Annotated in this window: 11 protein-coding genes and 1 pseudogene; 1 reads left to right on the forward strand and 11 read right to left on the reverse strand. The window is 33.9% G+C overall.

Annotation, left to right across the window (positions count from 1 at the left end; translation table 11 throughout):
* The first annotated feature begins 67 nt into the window (after window positions 1–67).
* The gene (locus ACLBXA_RS13230; protein ID WP_000684560.1) at window positions 68–1,969 is read left to right on the forward strand and encodes an FAD/NAD(P)-binding protein; all 1,902 of its coding nucleotides are present in this window, start codon (window positions 68–70) and stop codon (window positions 1,967–1,969) included.
* 35 nt (window positions 1,970–2,004) lie between these two features.
* Here ACLBXA_RS13230 and purB read toward each other — a convergent pair whose 3' ends face one another.
* The 11 genes and pseudogenes from purB to ACLBXA_RS13285 form a co-directional block, all read right to left on the reverse strand.
* Window positions 2,005–3,360 (reverse strand): adenylosuccinate lyase, encoded by a 1,356-nt coding sequence (purB, locus tag ACLBXA_RS13235; protein WP_001089379.1) that lies wholly within the window; start codon window positions 3,358–3,360, stop codon window positions 2,005–2,007.
* An 838-nt stretch (window positions 3,361–4,198) separates the two neighbouring features.
* Window positions 4,199–7,180 (reverse strand): annotated as a pseudogene (locus ACLBXA_RS13240) (non-ribosomal peptide synthetase family protein); the annotation flags it as partial.
* 1,242 nt (window positions 7,181–8,422) lie between these two features.
* Entirely contained in the window at window positions 8,423–8,947 is a 525-nt protein-coding gene (locus tag ACLBXA_RS13245; RefSeq protein ID WP_000764209.1) for a nuclear transport factor 2 family protein, read from the reverse strand.
* A 146-nt stretch (window positions 8,948–9,093) separates the two neighbouring features.
* Complete coding sequence (locus tag ACLBXA_RS13250) at window positions 9,094–9,486, reverse strand: nuclear transport factor 2 family protein (protein ID WP_150158748.1); 393 nt, start codon at window positions 9,484–9,486, stop codon at window positions 9,094–9,096.
* A 4-nt stretch (window positions 9,487–9,490) separates the two neighbouring features.
* Window positions 9,491–10,312, reverse strand: a complete 822-nt coding sequence (locus tag ACLBXA_RS13255; RefSeq protein ID WP_098829679.1) for a cytoplasmic protein — start codon at window positions 10,310–10,312, stop codon at window positions 9,491–9,493.
* 325 nt (window positions 10,313–10,637) lie between these two features.
* Complete coding sequence (locus ACLBXA_RS13260) at window positions 10,638–11,258, reverse strand: DsbA family protein (RefSeq protein WP_199664997.1); 621 nt, start codon at window positions 11,256–11,258, stop codon at window positions 10,638–10,640.
* 607 nt (window positions 11,259–11,865) lie between these two features.
* On the reverse strand, window positions 11,866–12,837 hold the full coding sequence (locus ACLBXA_RS13265) for an ABC transporter ATP-binding protein (protein WP_000544137.1): 972 nt from the start codon (window positions 12,835–12,837) through the stop codon (window positions 11,866–11,868).
* Window positions 12,830–13,822: an ABC transporter ATP-binding protein gene (locus tag ACLBXA_RS13270; protein ID WP_086402842.1), complete on the reverse strand. Its 993-nt coding sequence runs from the start codon at window positions 13,820–13,822 to the stop codon at window positions 12,830–12,832. Before ACLBXA_RS13270 ends, ACLBXA_RS13265 begins: the two co-directional genes overlap by 8 nt.
* 26 nt (window positions 13,823–13,848) lie before the next feature.
* On the reverse strand, window positions 13,849–14,700 hold the full coding sequence (locus ACLBXA_RS13275; RefSeq protein ID WP_001065307.1) for an ABC transporter permease: 852 nt from the start codon (window positions 14,698–14,700) through the stop codon (window positions 13,849–13,851).
* Between the two features lie 6 nt (window positions 14,701–14,706).
* On the reverse strand, window positions 14,707–15,657 hold the full coding sequence (locus ACLBXA_RS13280) for an ABC transporter permease (protein ID WP_098286263.1): 951 nt from the start codon (window positions 15,655–15,657) through the stop codon (window positions 14,707–14,709).
* 101 nt (window positions 15,658–15,758) lie between these two features.
* Entirely contained in the window at window positions 15,759–17,345 is a 1,587-nt protein-coding gene (locus ACLBXA_RS13285; protein ID WP_000823570.1) for an ABC transporter substrate-binding protein, read from the reverse strand.
* Window positions 17,346–17,442 lie beyond the last annotated feature (97 nt).

A 17,442-nucleotide genomic window follows, 5' to 3' on the forward strand; every position in this document is an offset into this window, starting at 1 on the left:
CCTACTAGTTATGTTGTTTTACATAACGGATTAAATTAGATCTTGCAGAAAGGATAGGTGTGAGTATATGAAAATTGCGATAGTAGGTTTAGGACCAAGAGGTATATCAGTATTTGAAAGAATAGTCTCTAATATTTTATCTGAATTAAAATCAGAATCTTATGAAATTTCCTTGGTTGATCCACATCCTCCAGGTGGAGCTGTATGGAGAACAGACCAGTCACCTCAACTTTTAATGAATACAGTGGCTTCGCAAATAACTTTATTTACTGATGATAGCGTCCAGTGTCGGGGTCCTATCGTTAATGGGCCTAGTCTATTAGAATGGGCAAATGAATTAAGGGATAAAATTGACACTTTGGATATGCCCACCGTTATTACAGAAGAAATTTATTCCTTAGAACCTAACTCTTACCCTACAAGAGCTCTATACGGCTATTATCTTAAAGATTCATTTAATACTATTCTTGAAGAATTACCCTCAAATATTAAGATTAACTTAATTCAAGACACATTAATTAATCTCTATCCGAACAATGAAGATTATACTTTATTTCTTAATAAGTCTTTAACACCAATTAAAGCTGAAAAGGTTATCTTTACAACTGGGCACTCAGATCAGAAATTAACTTCAGCTGAAGAACATTTCTTTGAGTTTGCTAATAGTAACAACCTAAATTACTTCCCACCATCCAATCCAGCAGATGTTAATTTAGATTCAATAGAACCTAAAACTCCCGTAATAATAAGGGGATTAGGCCTTAATTTTTTTGATTACATGTCACTTTTAACAAGTGGGAGAGATGGAAAGTTTGAAGAAATTAATGACAAATTAAATTACATTCCCTCTGGTAAAGAACCTTTATTAATTGCAGGTTCTAGGCGAGGCTTACCTTATCACTCTAGGGGACAAAATCAAAAAGGTTCTTCAGAAAGACATATCCCACTATTTCTAAAAAATGAAGTTATCGAGCAGTTAAAACATAAAAATAACCTAAGCTTTAAAAAAGAGATATGGCCTTTCGTAAAATTGGAAGTTGAAAGTATCTATTATACAACTTTAATTCGCAATCTCTATGGAATAGAAAAATCTTGTCAGTTCCTTTACGAGTTTGTTAATTGTGCCATAGAATACCATAAGGATCTTTTAATCAACTTTGGAGTAAAATCAGAACTATTTTTTGATTGGCACAAAATTAGTTGTCCTTATGGTGATAAAAAATTTAATTCAATAACAGACTTTCATAATTGGTTAGATACTTACTTACATAATGATATTAACGAAGCAAACCTGGGTAATAAAAACAGTCCACTAAAAGCCGCATTAGATGTTTTAAGGGATATCCGAAACGAAATAAGAATACTTGTTGATCATGGAGGAATAAATGCTGAATCTTATAAAGAAGAGTTACGCAATTGGTATACACCTTTAAACGCATTTCTTTCAATTGGCCCTCCTGTTCAAAGAATCAAAGAATTGAGGGCATTAATAAGAGCCGGAATTTTAGTTTTAGTTGGACCTGAAGCAACTGTAGCTACTTCACCTATAAATAAAGATTTTAAAATTAGCTCTAACCGTGTTAAGGATTCGATATTTCATGCAAAGAACCTAATTGATGCTAGACTACCCTCAGTTAATATAAATCAAAGTAAAAATATTTTAATCTCAAATATGTTAAAAGCAGGTCTAGCCTCAGAATTTAAGATTGCAACGAACAATAATTATATTTTTGAAAGTGGAGGTTTAGCAGTGACTCCCCCCCCAAATAGATTAATAGATAAAAACGGTAAAGTTAATCCTAATTTATACTCCTTTGGAATTCCAACAGAAGGCGTTCATTGGGTAACTGCTGCGGGAGCGCGACCAGGGGTTAATTCTGTAACACTCCTTGAATCCGATTCAATTGCAAGAGATGTTCTAGGCTGCAATATTACAATTAATAATGTGTATAAGCAGACCATTAGCTGAGGAATTATTCCTCAGCTAATGGTCTTAAATTGGTTTTATGTATAACTCAACCACTTGTTATAAACATCATCAACAAACTTTTCACTCAACCCTGTGTATGATTCTGGATTAGTAAGGGAATTTATCTCTTCATCGCTAAAATACTTCTTAATTTCATTGTCTTCTAATAAAATATCTTTTAAATCTTTGTCTTCTTCAAAAGCTCTCATTGTTAATTCGTACAATAAATCATGGGCAGTAGTTCTACCAATTATCTTCCCCAATTCTAACATTACGTTCTCAGATACTATTAAACCTTTGGTAAGAAAAAGATTCTTTTTCATTTGTTCTTCATTTACTATTAAGTTTGTTAAGACATTTTTAAGTTGTTCTAATGCGCCGCTTAAAGTTATGCAAATTTCCGAAATATAAGACCATTCAGATTGCCAAAATGTAACATCTCTTTCGTGTTTCTGAATCATACTGTCAATAGCTAAAGTTGATTTTCTATTGACTATTTTAGTTAATCCCACAATATAAGAGCAAGTCATAGGATTTCTTTTATGCGGCATAGTGCTACTTCCTACTTTACCAGAATGGTACCCCTCTTCTACTTCTCTAATCTCTGTTCCTTGAAGGCTTATTATTTCTTCTGCAACTTTAGCTGTAGTTGCTCCAATCATATTTAAAATCATGCTAAATTCTGCAAATCGGTCTCTAGACGTGTGCCAAGATACTAAGGGTTCAATTAGGTTTAAATTTTTTACATACTCTTTTCTAACAGCTAACCCTTGCGCTCCTAATGAAGCTAAAGTACCAACTGCACCTCCCAGTTGCCCCACTAAATATCGGTCTGCACCTTGTTGTAACCTTTCTAAGTGACGACCAAGTTCATCTGACCATATAGATATCTTATATCCAAAAGTAATCGGTAAGGCATGCTGACCTAACGTTCTGCCTGGCATTACTGTTGACTTATATTGCTGGCTTAATCTCAAACATATCTTTAATATTTCTTGAGTTTGATTATAAATAAGTTCATGAGCACCTTTAATTTGCAGGGTAAGTCCCGTGTCAATTATATCTTGTGTTGTTGCTCCCCAATGAATGTACTTACGTGATTCTTCATCACATAAACTCTCGAACTCATGTAGGAATGCTACAAAGGGGTGTCCAGTTTTTTTCATTCCTTCTCTAATCTTATTAAAATCAAGTTTATTTTGGTCAGCTGCATTTGCAATATTAGTCGCTGCATTTTGAGGTATAATACCTAATTTAGCTTCAGCTTTTGCTAAGGCAACTTCTGAATTAAGCCACAATTGTATTAAATTCTCGTCTGAAAAATTTGTTCTCATTTGTTTTGTACCAAACTGGTCCTTAAAGATTTCAGAATCAATTGGTGTCGAATTCATTAGTATCACCTTTCTTTTTCATTAATTTAAGATAAAATATCTACTATTGATATTAGCATATTAATGTAAGTAATTTGTCTTAAAATTGATTTTATATATTTTTGAAACCTAAAATGAAAAGGAATACGGGAACAAAAGAACAAAAAAACACAACAGATAAAAGATTCTTTTCGTAACAAACGAAGGGATCTTTTATCTGTTGTAAGAACCATGGGTTCCCAAGAATACTTCACCTATCATTTATTCATTTCCTGTTCCCAATTATCAACTTAAATATCCGCTACTCCCTGTTCCAATGGCTACACATCTCCTTTTGTTACTGTAGCTTGTTCATATAACGTGTTTAACGATGTTATTCCCCATAAAGAAAAAGATAATCCACTTAAAATTGTAATCTCGATGACAGTTTTCCCCTTACCTTATATAACGTAGAAAGCTGAAAAAGTACTTGTTATATTGTTATTATTCCTTCATACTCGTCTCTACATAGTCTAAATTCAATTCATTAAATTCTTCTAATGTATCTAACGCTCTAACGTATTCTATGGGGGTATTTCCTTCTTTGTTGGATAATAGCTTGTTGTATTTTCCCATCTGTTTGCAATTTTTCGACAGCAATGTCTCATACGATATGAAAAACTCTACTAGGGTGTCTTTTACCCAATATTCAAAAGGTTACATGTGTTTGCTGACTAAAAATTATTTCCTTATAAAGGATAGAATCACAATAATTATGCATATAATTCCGCCTAAAAGCTTGTCCTATTTCAGTGATTTTGTCTAAAAAATTTTGCGTATTTTTTTAACTGTGTTCCTTTAAAATTTCTCATGAGTCTGTTCAGTTTTTTAAAGTGTAACTTTGTTTAAAAAGCTTTGCAACAGAATTACTACCAGTAACACTCGTCATATAATTAATAATTTGTTGTATATATTCAATATTAATAATAGGCCATTGAATACCTAATAATTTTAGTGTTTTTTGAGTTTCAGTCGAATCAAGATTTATTGGTTTATAACAATTATCTTTTGGTTCTTCAAATGTCATGAGGTTTTGAATATCTTCCTGTTTCTTTTTATCTTTAGAAAGTTCTAAAATAAATTGTTGATACTCTGTTTCAGAAATTACTTTAATTGGATATCCCATTGAATTTAGTAATTTTACAAGTACATTTAAATTTAACGTAAGATGATTGTATATATGATTTACGCAATTTTTGCTATTTTCATGTATTTCATTTGAAGTTACAAACCCTGTGATAATTTTGCTGCAATAATCTACAGGTGTAAACTCAACTTCACTTGATAATAATACATCTGTCACGATACCATATTGTAATATAAATTTTAATTTGCTCATAAATGCATTTTCGGTGAAGTTATATTGATGTTGTCCATCAATATATCTATTTGTAAGATTTCCTACTCTATAAATAGTAGCATCTGTTCCCGTTAATATTGCCTTGAATATTTCATATTCCGCCAAAAATTTACTTTTCACATACACATTATCTTTGTAATTTTGTTTTACATAAAAATCGCTTTCTTTAAATATTGTTTCCGTTTCATTTAATACAAATTGTCCGGCTACACCAGTTGTAGATATATGATGTAAATCCTTAGTATCACCAACAAATGCAAGAAGTTCTTTTACCGCCTGGACATTTGCTCTTTCAAATTCACTATACTCGCCAAAATGTTTTGTTAAAGCTGCAGCATGAATAACAGTTGATATTTGTTGATGAAGCTCCTTATATAATTCGTTTTCTAATCCCATATTTTGTTTAGCTAAATCACCTTGTACAATAAAGATACGTTGATTTACTAAAGATTGATAGCTTACAAATTTATTTTTAAAATAAAATTTTAACATGTGTAATAAACGATTATTTGCCTCTTGTTTATTTTCCCCACGAACTAAACAATATATCTTACATTCTGTAGTATCCAATAGTTGTTCTAGTAGGTGAATACCTAAGAATCCTGTAGCACCTGTTAAAAGTATTTTGCTATTATTACTAAATTCGTGTCTTTTTGTTTTCTTTAGCTTCTTTGGAGGAGTTGTCAATTTAATATCTAATGTATCTGAATGTGAATTTACTTTATATCCATATTGAATTTTTTTAGCTATATTATTAATTGTTTTTAATTCAAAGTAATCTTTAATAGTTACATTCCAACCTTCAGAAAATGTTTTTACTAAAGTACTCATAATTTTTAAAGAGTGCCCACCTAGATCAAAAAAATTATCATTTATCCCAATGACAGAGGAGTCAATCCCTAATACCTCTGACCAAATTTCTACCATTTTTTGCTCTACTCTATTCCGAGGTGCTATATATCCCTCGTTCGTTTGTATAATAGAGGCCCATGCAGGTAAAGCATCTTTATCTACCTTCCCATTAACAGTTAATGGCAATGATTCTATCTTGATAAAATGAGCCGGGACCATATAATTTGGAAGATGTACCCCTACATGTTTTCTCCACTCTTGTGTATCTCCTTCGCCCACAATATAGGCTACTAAGATGTTATCTCCAAATGAATCTTCTTGCGCTACCACAGTAACTTCTTTAATGTCTGGATGATTTCCTAATATTGTTTCAATTTCACCTAACTCAATTCGAAATCCTCTAATCTTAACTTGTTTATCAGCTCTTCCTATATATTCTATATTTCCATCAGGTAAATATTTAACTAAATCACCAGTCCGATATAATCTATCATTAGAGCTATTCTTGAATGGGTGTGGGATAAATGAGGCCTTTGTTAATTCAGGTTGATTCAAATATCCTCGTGCTAATGCGATACCTCCTATATAAAGTTCACCTACTGTCCCAATAGGGACAAGTTTTTTAGCTTCATTTAATACATATACCTCTACATTGGGAATGGACCGCCCAATAGGAGGTGCTCCATCTCCTTTGTATATTCCCGCAACGGTATAAACTGTAGTTTCTGTTGGACCATACGCATTAATAAAAAGGTGATTTTGCATCCATCGTTTTGCCACTTGTTCAATACAGGCTGATCCCGCAGAAATAACAACCTGTAAATCTTTAAATACAGATTCATCTAACAAATTAAGTACCGTAGGGGGTAAAAGTGCATGTGTAATTTTATTTTTTTGCAAGAACTGAGTAAGTGGTTCAACTGGCATAATATCGTGTTGACTACATACATATAAAGTTCCACCTGAAACTAGGCTAGTAAATATCTCAAATACTGAAGCATCAAATGATAATGAGGCAAATTGAATATTTCTACTGTCTGAATTCATTTTTGTTAAATTAATACTAGAAATAATAAAGTTACATAAGCTTTTTTGTTCAATTAATACCCCTTTGGGTTTTCCTGTAGATCCAGATGTATAGATTACATATGCCAAATTATCTGGTTTAACTTCAATTGTAGGATTTATATTTTTTTCTCTCGAAATATTCATTTCATGTTCTTTTATATTAATACAGTCTATTTCTTTAGGTATCCACTGTGTTGGATGGTTTTGGGTTAGCAATACTTGTATGTTGGCATCTTTCAAGATATATTTAAGCCTCTTTGTTGGATATGCGGGATCTAGTGGGACATATGCGCCACCAGCTTTTATTATTCCTAATATACTTACAATCATCTCTAAAGAACGTTCTATATAAACCCCTACCATACTTTCAGGGCCTATGTTTCGTTTTTGTAGATAAAAAGCTAATTGATTTACTTTTTCATTTAATTCCTTATAAGTTAACTGTTGATCTTTATATACCAACGCAACAGAATCTGGATTCTGAATTACTTGCTGTTCAAATAATTTTTGAACAGTGTGTTCTGGTCTGTTTGATAATTTAAGATTAGTATTCATTATATCACTCCTTGAATATTATATTTAACAGTACTCATAGCGGTCCCAACAACAAAGCGCGAATTTCGTACGCTCAGGAATTATAAAGATTATAGCCTTAGCGTACAGAATCTATGAAATGTTGGTGCTACCCCATAAGGAAAACGTAAACAATCTCATTAGGCATATTAACTTTTAGGGGCAATGCCTTAATAAGTCAATTATATAACAAGTATTAACATTTGAAGATTTAAATTTTAAAAATTTAGTCAATTAAGAAAACAGAATGATTCATTGTATTTGCATCCCTAAAAAAATCCCATCTGTTCATTTTGTACAAAAAACTTTAAATCAACATTGATATTATAATGAATTAGTTAAATTATAAATATAAGTAAATAGCGAAGAATATTGCATTCTTACTGAAAGATATATATATTTATCTAAAAATAATATATGCATTAAATATATACATATAGTTATACGCATCTATTAATAAATCCATCATCATCTTTTCTTTTTAAAGTGTTCCAAATATAAATTAATGTATAATTTATATATAACAAAGAAAAAAGTACCTACTCTTATAGGTACTTTTTTCTATTTTGATTAATTGTGCATCTAGTTACAATTGCGACTTCATTTATATTTGAACAAAGGTTAACTAAAATGAGTGGGTCTATAAAAGATTACTATTTAAATAATATAAAAATAGATTGTTCAAATTAAGAATTCTAAAGATCCTAGATTATGCCTAAACAGATAAGTAACTAACCATCTCTACACTCGATACCACAGAAAGACTGCCAGTAATGGTGGTCTTTTTAAATTGGTGAGATTGTACTAGGTTGAGCAAAAAAATGGAACCGAAAAAGTTATTTCTAATGAGGATAGCCTTCTTATGATGAAGTTTAATTCAGTGGATCTGCAAGCAAACATAAAAGAAGGAAAAAATTACAATTTTACTTTACGTGGATATAGAGTACCTATACTTTCATGGTTTCCAAATTTAGATGGTGCCGAACCACAAAATTAGCACTATTCTTTAATAAAAAATCCTACTCATTTTTTACTGAGTAGGATTTTTTATTAAAGAGCTATTTCGTATTAATTTGTGCCATCATTTAATATGCTATTTTTAAATGATTTCCAAATTTGATAACTAATTATCTAAATTTCTAAATTCTATACAGCACTATCAATTAAACAATTATTAAATATATCTTCTATCTAAAACATCGTATTATCATTAGCTGCTTCACTTGGAATCTCTTGAATTACATCCCAGTGTTCGACAATCTTTCCATCCTTGATACGAAATATATCCACTATAGCAACTCCCTTATCTTGAGAATTAGTACGAGAATGTACATGAAGAGCAACCGTATCCCCTTCAGCTACTACACGTTTAATCTCTGCAGAGGAATTAGGATTTTTAACAAAATCCTCCTTAAAGAAATCCATGAAGGCTTTTCTTCCATCAGCAACAAAAGGATTATGTTGCTTATACTCTTCACCTACATATTTAGGGATAATATCGATATTATGTTTGTTAAAAACTTCATTATAGAAATCAACTACCATCTTTTTATTCTTTTCATTTTCTTTTACTTCTTTTGATACAGAAGCAACATTTTCGCTCTTAATTGAGTTCCCTTTGTTATTACCGGTGGAAGCTTGATATACCAAAGTCGAAACTACTCCTAAAATAAATACAGAAATAATTGTTATGATTAAACTTTTCTCTAATTTCATATATACCTACCTCTTCTACTTAAATAAGTTTTCTTCTATAAAAAGTTTGAAGAAGGAGAAACCTTCCCAAAAATGTAATGTCAGGGGTAATGTTAGGAATTTCATTTATCCTCCCCCTATACAAGGCATATTAGAAACGATTAACTCTAACTTAATACCTCATTAACAGTTGCACTGTCCACAATTTGAATAAACTTCTTAACCTTATCGTTCTCATCAAACTTATAAAGATGACAAAAATCTGCTACAAATGACTTCCCTGTAGCTTTATATGTTCCACTATATTTTCCATACACAATAACAGTATTGTTATTAAAAGCATAAATTTCATCTTTTGCACTATAGTTATCCCATTCCGTACCAAGACGTTCATGTACGTTCTTCACTACTTCATCTGGACCAATATAAGTACCCGCATATGGAAACCCAGCAGCTTCTGTCCAAGATACATTTTCACTTAAATACGTTTTGAACGTATCCAATTTCCCTTCGCCAGTTAACACATACGTTTCATGTAATAGCTTTTGATATTTATTCATATCATTAACCCCAAGGCATTTCTTTTGTTACAACTTTTGCACTTAATTCTAATACACCTTTATTTGCATAGCCTGGATATGCTGCATCAAGTCTTGCTACAAAATCTTTTGAAGTTTTACTTTCCTCAGAAGCTTGAATCGCAGTTCTTAGATAATCCATTGTCGCAGTAAGTGCTTGACTATTTAAGGATTTTTCAATTGATCCATGGCTAGGTACAATGATGTCAGCATGTAATGCTTGTAACACTTTCAAGTTTTCAATCCAAGCCTCCATTGCCGCTTTTGAGCTAGTATCAGCTAAGAATACATGGATTTCGTTAAATACATCAATACCACCAATTAATACTTTCAGCTCTTTATTAAATAAGCTAGTTCTGTAATGATCTAAGCCTACTAGTTCAAATGTTAACCCCTGAAAATCAATTGTTTTTTCTTTAAACACTTGAGGTAATACCACGTTATTCGGTGCATTTTCTCCAAGGGCGTCTTTCCAAACTTTTAATTTCCCTAAGACAGAATGAACGATATGTTCAACAGTAGACTCTGTTGCATACGCTATAGCTTCTGGGTAAACGGCTTTAATGCTCTCTAATCCAAAGTAGTAGTCTGGATCCCCATGAATAATAAAGATTTTATCTAAAGATAAGTCGTTTTTTTTCAGATACTCAACAATTTCTTTCGAATCAGATTGAGTAAATTTTGAGTTTATTAAAAATGCATGTCCTGCTTTCTCAACTAATGTTGCTGTGACCATAAAGCTTTTTTCGTCCGAACTAAACACCGTTAATTTCACATCTTTTTGATTTGTATCGATTGTTTTAAACATAGTATGTTATTCTCCTTTTGTTAAAGTTATTAACTAATCATCATATTTTTATCTTGTTCCGATAAAGTGAAACTTTAATCAGTGGGGGTTTTGTTCATCCCCCACTGATTATTAGTTGAACCAATCGGACTTTTACGGACAGTTGATCCCCCACCTAACTTCTTTGCTTCCACTGAATTTTGAGGTGGGGGTCTTACCGCCCGTTAAAGCGGGATAAAATCTCCCACTCCCATTTATCTGAAAGTGTAATAGTACTGGCGAATATTCCGGAGATGAATGTCAGGTGGCCTAAGATAACATGTTTGCTACTATATCCTAAATTTTCTTAATATAAATTTTTAAAACGCGCTTCAATTTTACCTGGCGTCATTACGCCACCACCAATAGGAATAATTTGATTATCCTTTTGTAAAAGTAATGAAGGATAGCTATTAACACCAAGCTGTCGAACTTTATTGAAATCATTTTGGACATCTAATATTGTTTCTTGAGCGTTTAAACGTTTTAATACTTGTTCAGGGTCCAAACCATGCTCGATTGCAATTTTGCGATATGTTTCAGGATCACTCAGACTTTGGCCCTCATAATAAAACGCTTTTTGCATAGCCGAAGTGAATTCTAATAAACGGTCTGGCGCTAATGAGCGTAAAGCTGAAAAACCAATTGCAGCATCTTTCGAATTCATTTTAAAAGTCCCTTCCTCCACCAATTTTTGATAGGAAGGACCAAATTCAGCACCTGTAAGTTGATTAATTCTTTTATTTCCCTCTTCTATATATGAGAAGTTTTTCATTGGTAAATTATCTAAAAATAACCCTCCACATAAAACTGTTAATGGCACTTCAGTGTGGTTTTTGTAAAATCCTTTAATACTTTCTGAAAAACCATAGCACCATCCACAATATGCATCCCATACGTAAATAAGGTTATCTTGTTTCGTCTCCATTTAAATCTCCTACCTTTTTTTATTATCCAGCTCAACTAAATTTTTGGTTTATATAAGTACATCTTTTTATACCTTGTTCTTTTTTAGATACCTTACTATATTTCCCCAAAACTAATATTTCCAAAGAAAGATCCACCAAGGTTTTTAACAAAAGATAACGTTGCACCTTATTGCCCCGTAACAGAAAATACTAAAGCTTGGAATATGCATTGATTTGAATGTGTTAGTAACTTTCTACACCGGGTGGCAACGTATGGACCACCATCCTTAATTAAATATATAAATCATATTTTTAGCAGATATTAGTTGTAACTAAATTGATTACATCTTTATGTAACTATTTTAGTTACAACTAATATAGAAGTCAATTCTTTTTTTCAAAAACATTAAATTTCTACATTAAGTTACAACCAATCCCACTCTTTACAAAAATATATCAACGTTTATTCAATTATATCAATCGTAACTCCGAATATATCAACGTTTCGACACAACATATCGATTTACCGACAAATTTCGAGCGCGCTATCTCCTAAACTAACAACCAATCCCACACCACGTCCACCTACAAAGAAAAAAGCACCAGGTCCCCCCTAGTGCTCTCCCTCTAAAACAAATGACAAGCCACCTCATGCCCCTTCTCAATCTCCACCATCTTCGGTACTTCCTGTGCACATTTTTCAGTGGCGAATTTGCAGCGCGTTCTGAATTTGCAGCCGGATGGTGAGTTTAGTGGGCTTGGTACTTCTCCCTCTAGGATGATCCGTTCTTTGCCTGTGTTTGTTGGATCTGGTTCTGGCATAGATGAAAGTAGTGCTTGTGTGTATGGATGTGCCGGTTTTGTGTATAGGTCTTCACTGTCGGCAATTTCTACTATGTTTCCTAAGTACATGACTCCGATTCGGTCTGATATGTGCCTTACCATAGATAGGTCATGTGCGATGAATAAGTATGTGACGCCTGTTTCTTCTTGAATGTCTTGCAGCATGTTTACGACTTGTGCTTGGACTGAGACATCGAGTGCTGAGATTGGTTCGTCACATAAGATAAAGTCTGGTTTTACAGATAGTGCCCGCGCGATGCTAATGCGCTGGCGCTGGCCTCCGCTAAATTCGTGCGGATAGCGATATAAATGTTCTTCTTTTAAACCTACCTTTTTCAGAAGGTCTAAAATGATTTCTTTTTGTTCTTCTTTTTCGTAGGAACCGTGAATGTTCATCGGTTCGCTAATAATTTGGAATACATTCATTGCCGGGTTTAATGATGCGTATGGATCTTGGAAAATGATTTGCATTCTTTTTCGATATTCTTTTAGTTCACTTTCCTTTAAACTTGCGATATCTTTTCCGTCAAACAAAACGTTACCTGAAGTGACATCATGTAAGCGAATGATACTTCTTCCTGTCGTTGATTTTCCACAGCCAGATTCCCCTACTAACCCGAATGTTTCACCCTTTTTAATAGTGAAGCTTAAGTCATCGACTGCTTTTAATTGCTCTGTTTTTCTGCCGAATAGTCCTTTTTTAATAGGAAAATACTTTTTTAAGTTCCGAACTTCAATTAAGTTTTCTTCATGCATGTGAATCACCTACTGTCTTATCGTTTAACCAGCACATGGAACGTCTTTCGTTTCCGATTTCAAAATATGGCGGACGTTCTTTTTCACAAATGTCCATCGCATGCGGGCAACGCTCTGCGAATGGGCAACCTTGTGGCGGGTTTAATAAGTTTGGCGTTACACCTTGAATAGGAGCGAGTCTTTCTTTTACGCCGTTCGCTATTTTTGGCAAAGAGTTTAATAGCCCTTTCGTATATGGATGATTCGGCGATTGGAAAATATCAAGTACAGGTCCTTCTTCCATAATAAGCCCGCCGTACATAACGATAACGCGCGTACAGTTTTGCGCGACGATTCCTAAGTCATGCGTAATAAGAAGTAACGCCATATTCGTTTCGTTCTTTAAGTTTTTCATTAAATCTAGTATTTGCGCCTGTATCGTTACATCAAGTGCAGTCGTCGGTTCGTCAGCAATAAGAAGGTCCGGATTACAAGACATCGCCATTGCGATCATAACCCGCTGCTTCATACCACCGCTTAGTTCATGCGGATATTGTTTTACCCTTTCTTCTGGTGACGAAAGGCCGACTTGTTTTAACAAGTTGATCGCAATCTGCTCTGCTTCTTTCTTTTTCACTTTTTGATGACGTATAATTACTTCCGTCATTTGTTTCCCAATTTTCACGACTGGATTTAGCGCTGACATTGGGTCTTGAGAGATAAGTGAAATTTGATTTCCTCTAATAGAACGTAATTCTTTTTCAGATTTAGAAAGTATGTTTTCATTATGAAAAAGGATTTCCCCTTCTTTCACTTTTCCTGGTGACGTAACGAGAGACATAACAGACTTCGCCATTACACTCTTCCCGCTTCCAGATTCCCCAACGATACCAACTACTTCTCCTTTATGTAAACGAAATGTAACGCCGCGAACCGCTTCTACTTCTCCGCTTTCTATGAAAAAAGAAGTCTTTAAATTATTCACTTCTAATAGTTTTTCAGACACGTTTCTCACTCCTTTCACGTAACACTTTAGTTTTCATTTCCAGCTCCTTTTGGCGCGAAAGCTTTCTTCAATGCTTCACCAATTACGTTAAAACTAAGTACCGTTAAAAGGATAAGGAATCCTGGGAAGAGCGTTAAATACCAAGCTTCGCCAATATACCCTTGCGCATTGTTTAGCATGCTGCCCCAAGAAGAATCTGGTTCTCTAATACCTAATCCTAAGAAGCTAAGTGATGATTCCATTAAAATCGATGTCGCAATTGTTAATGTCGCAGCGATAATAATGGTTGATAAAATGTTTGGAATGATATGTCTTACAATAATTGCAAGTGATTTCTGTCCAGATACTTTTGCATACAAAACGTACTCACGCTCTTTTACAGATAGCGTTTCTGCCCTTACAATACGAGCGGTGTCCATCCATGTTAGTAATCCAATAATAAGAACTAACGTCGTAATCCCTGGTTTTAAATAAGCATTTAATAACAGCATTAAGAAGAATGATGGAATTGACATAAGTACTTCTACAATTCGCATTAAGAAGTTGTCTAACTTTCCGCCATAATATCCACTAATTGTTCCAACTGCGGTTCCGATTGTAATAGATACAACCATTGCAAGAAAACCAACCGCAAGCGAAACGCGTCCGCCATATAATGCCCTCGTTAAGTAATCCCTTCCGTAATCATCCGTGCCGAAAGGATGACTCATACTCGGTTCTTGTAAACGATCTGGAATCGACATTTTGCTAGGATCGTATGGCGATACGAATGCAAAAATGGATGCGATCGTTAAAACCGCAAGTATAATAACTCCCATTAGTACAAACTTATTTTTCGTAAAACTACTTTTTATCGTTTGAAATCTCCTATTATTCATTCCAAATCACCCCCTCATTCGAATGCGCGGATCTACTACGCCATATAAAATATCAGCAATTAAGTTACCGAGAATTAACATGAATGATGATAATAATGTAATTGCCATGATAATCGGATAATCAAATCTAAAAATAGCATTTACCCCGAGCGAACCAAGTCCTGGCCATGAGAATACTGTTTCCGTAATAAACGCCCCGCCTACTAAACTTGGAATAGATAACCCGAAAATTGTAATGATCGGTATTAATACATTTCGAAGTACGTGATTAAATAAAACGGTCTTCTTTGAAGCACCGTACGCATATTGAATTTGTACGTAGTCTTCTTCTAATTGCTGAATCGTACTTGAACGAATATATCTCATATAAACAGAGACGTTTTGGAACGCAAGCACCATACAAGGTAAAATGCCGTGTTGGACAATATCCCAGACAGAGTCTTTACCAACGGTGCGCATACCCATGCTCGGAAGAAGGTTCAACTTTAAAGAGAATAAGTAAATTAATAGTAAAGCGAACCAAAAGACTGGCATTGAAATTCCCACATAAGAGATAAAGTTCACAATGCGATCAAAGATAGAATTCTTTTTCACACCTGTAAGTAGTCCAAGCGGGATTGCGATTACAAATGAGACGAGTAAAGACGATCCCATTAAGCCGATTGTCGCAGGTAACCTTTCTACAATAAGATCTAGAACAGGACGATGGTTTTGAAGTGAATAACCAAAGTTCCCTGTTAAAATATTTTTTAACCATAAAATATACTGCATATAAATTGGTTGATCTAGCCCTAAACTTGTGCGAATACGCTCAACATCAATTGGACTCATATTCGGCGTGACAAAGTTTCGAACCGGATCGCCCGGTGCTAGTTTTATTAATAGAAAAGAAATAATAGAAATAACAAATAAAAGCGGAATTGCATTTAAAAGCCTCTTCCCAATTACTTTATACACAAACTTCCCCCCTCAAGGTAAAGTGAAACTTTCATTAGCCTACATCAATTAGGCTTTAACTTGATAAAGAAGCTGATTTCCACCAGCTTCTTTATTGTTTCTTATTTCACTTCATAAATCTTAGATAGATCTTCAAACATTGTGACAGGAATTGCTTTCGCTTCTTTTAATCCATCAAACTTTTTATCTACTGCAATAACTGCTTTCGGATACGCGATTGGTAGATAAGGTACGTCTTCTCTAGCTGTCTCTTGAATTTTATGGTATAGCTCTGCGCGTTTTGTTTTATCTGTCTCAACTGCAGCTTCTTCCCATAACTTATCGAAATCAGCGTTTTTATATCGTGCATAATTGTATTCAGCATTGCTTAAGAATAAGCTCTTATATGAATCTGGCTCAGGTCCCATTATGTAACCACCAAATGTAATGTCATATTCTTTATTCTCTTTATCTAAGCCTTTTTCACTTGCCGCACTAGCATCTAATGCATTTAGTTCAACTTCTAAGCCAACTTCTTTTAATTTTTGTTGTGTATATAACGCTAAGCTTTCCATAATTTTATTATTCGTTACATACATCACACGTACTTTTTCCTTATCTTTCACGCCAGCTTTTGCTAATAAATCTTTCGCTTCTTTTTTATCATACTTATAGTCTTTAATATCTTTCGCATAATACATAGCGTCTGGCGTTAAGATTGAATTTGCTGGTTCTGCAAATTCACCTGAAACGAATGCTGAGTTAATCATTTCTTTCTTATCTAACGCATGTGCAATTGCTTGGCGCACTTCTTTTTTCTTCATAAGATCAGTATTCATGTTATAAGATAAGTAGAATAATCTACCTTCAGGGAATGTCACCATTGAGAAGTTCCCAGTGCTATCTAGTTTCTTAAAGTCTTGCGGCTCAATCATCTTCATGTTGATTTGACCATTTTGCAGTGAAACATTTGCTGTATTACGGTCTTTTACAACGCGGTATACGATAGAGTCTAATTTAGCTTTCCCACCTACATAATCATCAAATCGATCTAATGCAACGTACTCATCTGATTTATACTCTTTAAACTTAAACGGTCCTGAACCTACAGGCTGTAAGTTTTTCTTACTCTTCGCTAAATCTGCTTCCCCTTCAAATACATGTTTCGGAATTGGGAAGAAATCATTCATCACACCTTCGAAAGATGCGCTTACTTGTGGTAAAACGAATTGAGTTGTTAACTCATCTACCTTTTTCACCTCAAGCGGCTTTCCTTTAAAAATAAAGTTTTCACGACTTGAGCTATTTTGCTTCTCATCCAAAATAGATTGGAATGTAAATGCTATATCGTCTGATGTAATTTTCTTACCATCATGCCATTTCAAATTATCTTTTAACTTCAGTGTCCACGTTAATTGATCTTCTGAAGGCGTAAAGCTCTCAGCAAGAACAAACTTTTTCTTACCGTCTTCCATATGATATAGCGGCGCATATAAAGCCTGCTGCACAGTTAATGACACACGATCATTCGCATAAAGCGGATTCATCGTATCTGGATTATCGCTAACACCAATCGTTAACGTTCCTCCATCTTTCGGAGTCCCTGATTTACTAGTGCCCGCTTGCTTCGAATCTTTTTCCCCTGAACAAGCAGCTAATGCAATAAGTAGTATTAGAACAAATGGTAATGCAAATAATTTCCGTTTCATCTTTCGGCCCCCTCAAACTAGTTATACCCATAAGAAAACTCGGAATTAATCCCGAGTTTTCTTATAAGTTTTAAATTACCACTACCTGTATGTAAAG

It is taken from the genome of Bacillus sp. D48C (assembly GCF_053345735.1).

What these genes read in the sequence shown, in the direction of transcription:
- ACLBXA_RS13285 (WP_000823570.1), bottom strand. Translation starts at nt 17,345, where the DNA reads ATGAAACGGAAATTATTTGCATTACCATTTGTTCTAATACTACTTATT.
- ACLBXA_RS13230 (WP_000684560.1), top strand. Translation starts at nt 68, where the DNA reads ATGAAAATTGCGATAGTAGGTTTAGGACCAAGAGGTATATCAGTATTT.
- ACLBXA_RS13275 (WP_001065307.1), bottom strand. Translation starts at nt 14,700, where the DNA reads ATGAATAATAGGAGATTTCAAACGATAAAAAGTAGTTTTACGAAAAAT.
- ACLBXA_RS13265 (WP_000544137.1), bottom strand. Translation starts at nt 12,837, where the DNA reads ATGCATGAAGAAAACTTAATTGAAGTTCGGAACTTAAAAAAGTATTTT.
- ACLBXA_RS13260 (WP_199664997.1), bottom strand. Translation starts at nt 11,258, where the DNA reads ATGGAGACGAAACAAGATAACCTTATTTACGTATGGGATGCATATTGT.
- ACLBXA_RS13255 (WP_098829679.1), bottom strand. Translation starts at nt 10,312, where the DNA reads ATGTTTAAAACAATCGATACAAATCAAAAAGATGTGAAATTAACGGTG.
- ACLBXA_RS13245 (WP_000764209.1), bottom strand. Translation starts at nt 8,947, where the DNA reads ATGAAATTAGAGAAAAGTTTAATCATAACAATTATTTCTGTATTTATT.
- ACLBXA_RS13250 (WP_150158748.1), bottom strand. Translation starts at nt 9,486, where the DNA reads ATGAATAAATATCAAAAGCTATTACATGAAACGTATGTGTTAACTGGC.
- purB (WP_001089379.1), bottom strand. Translation starts at nt 3,360, where the DNA reads ATGAATTCGACACCAATTGATTCTGAAATCTTTAAGGACCAGTTTGGT.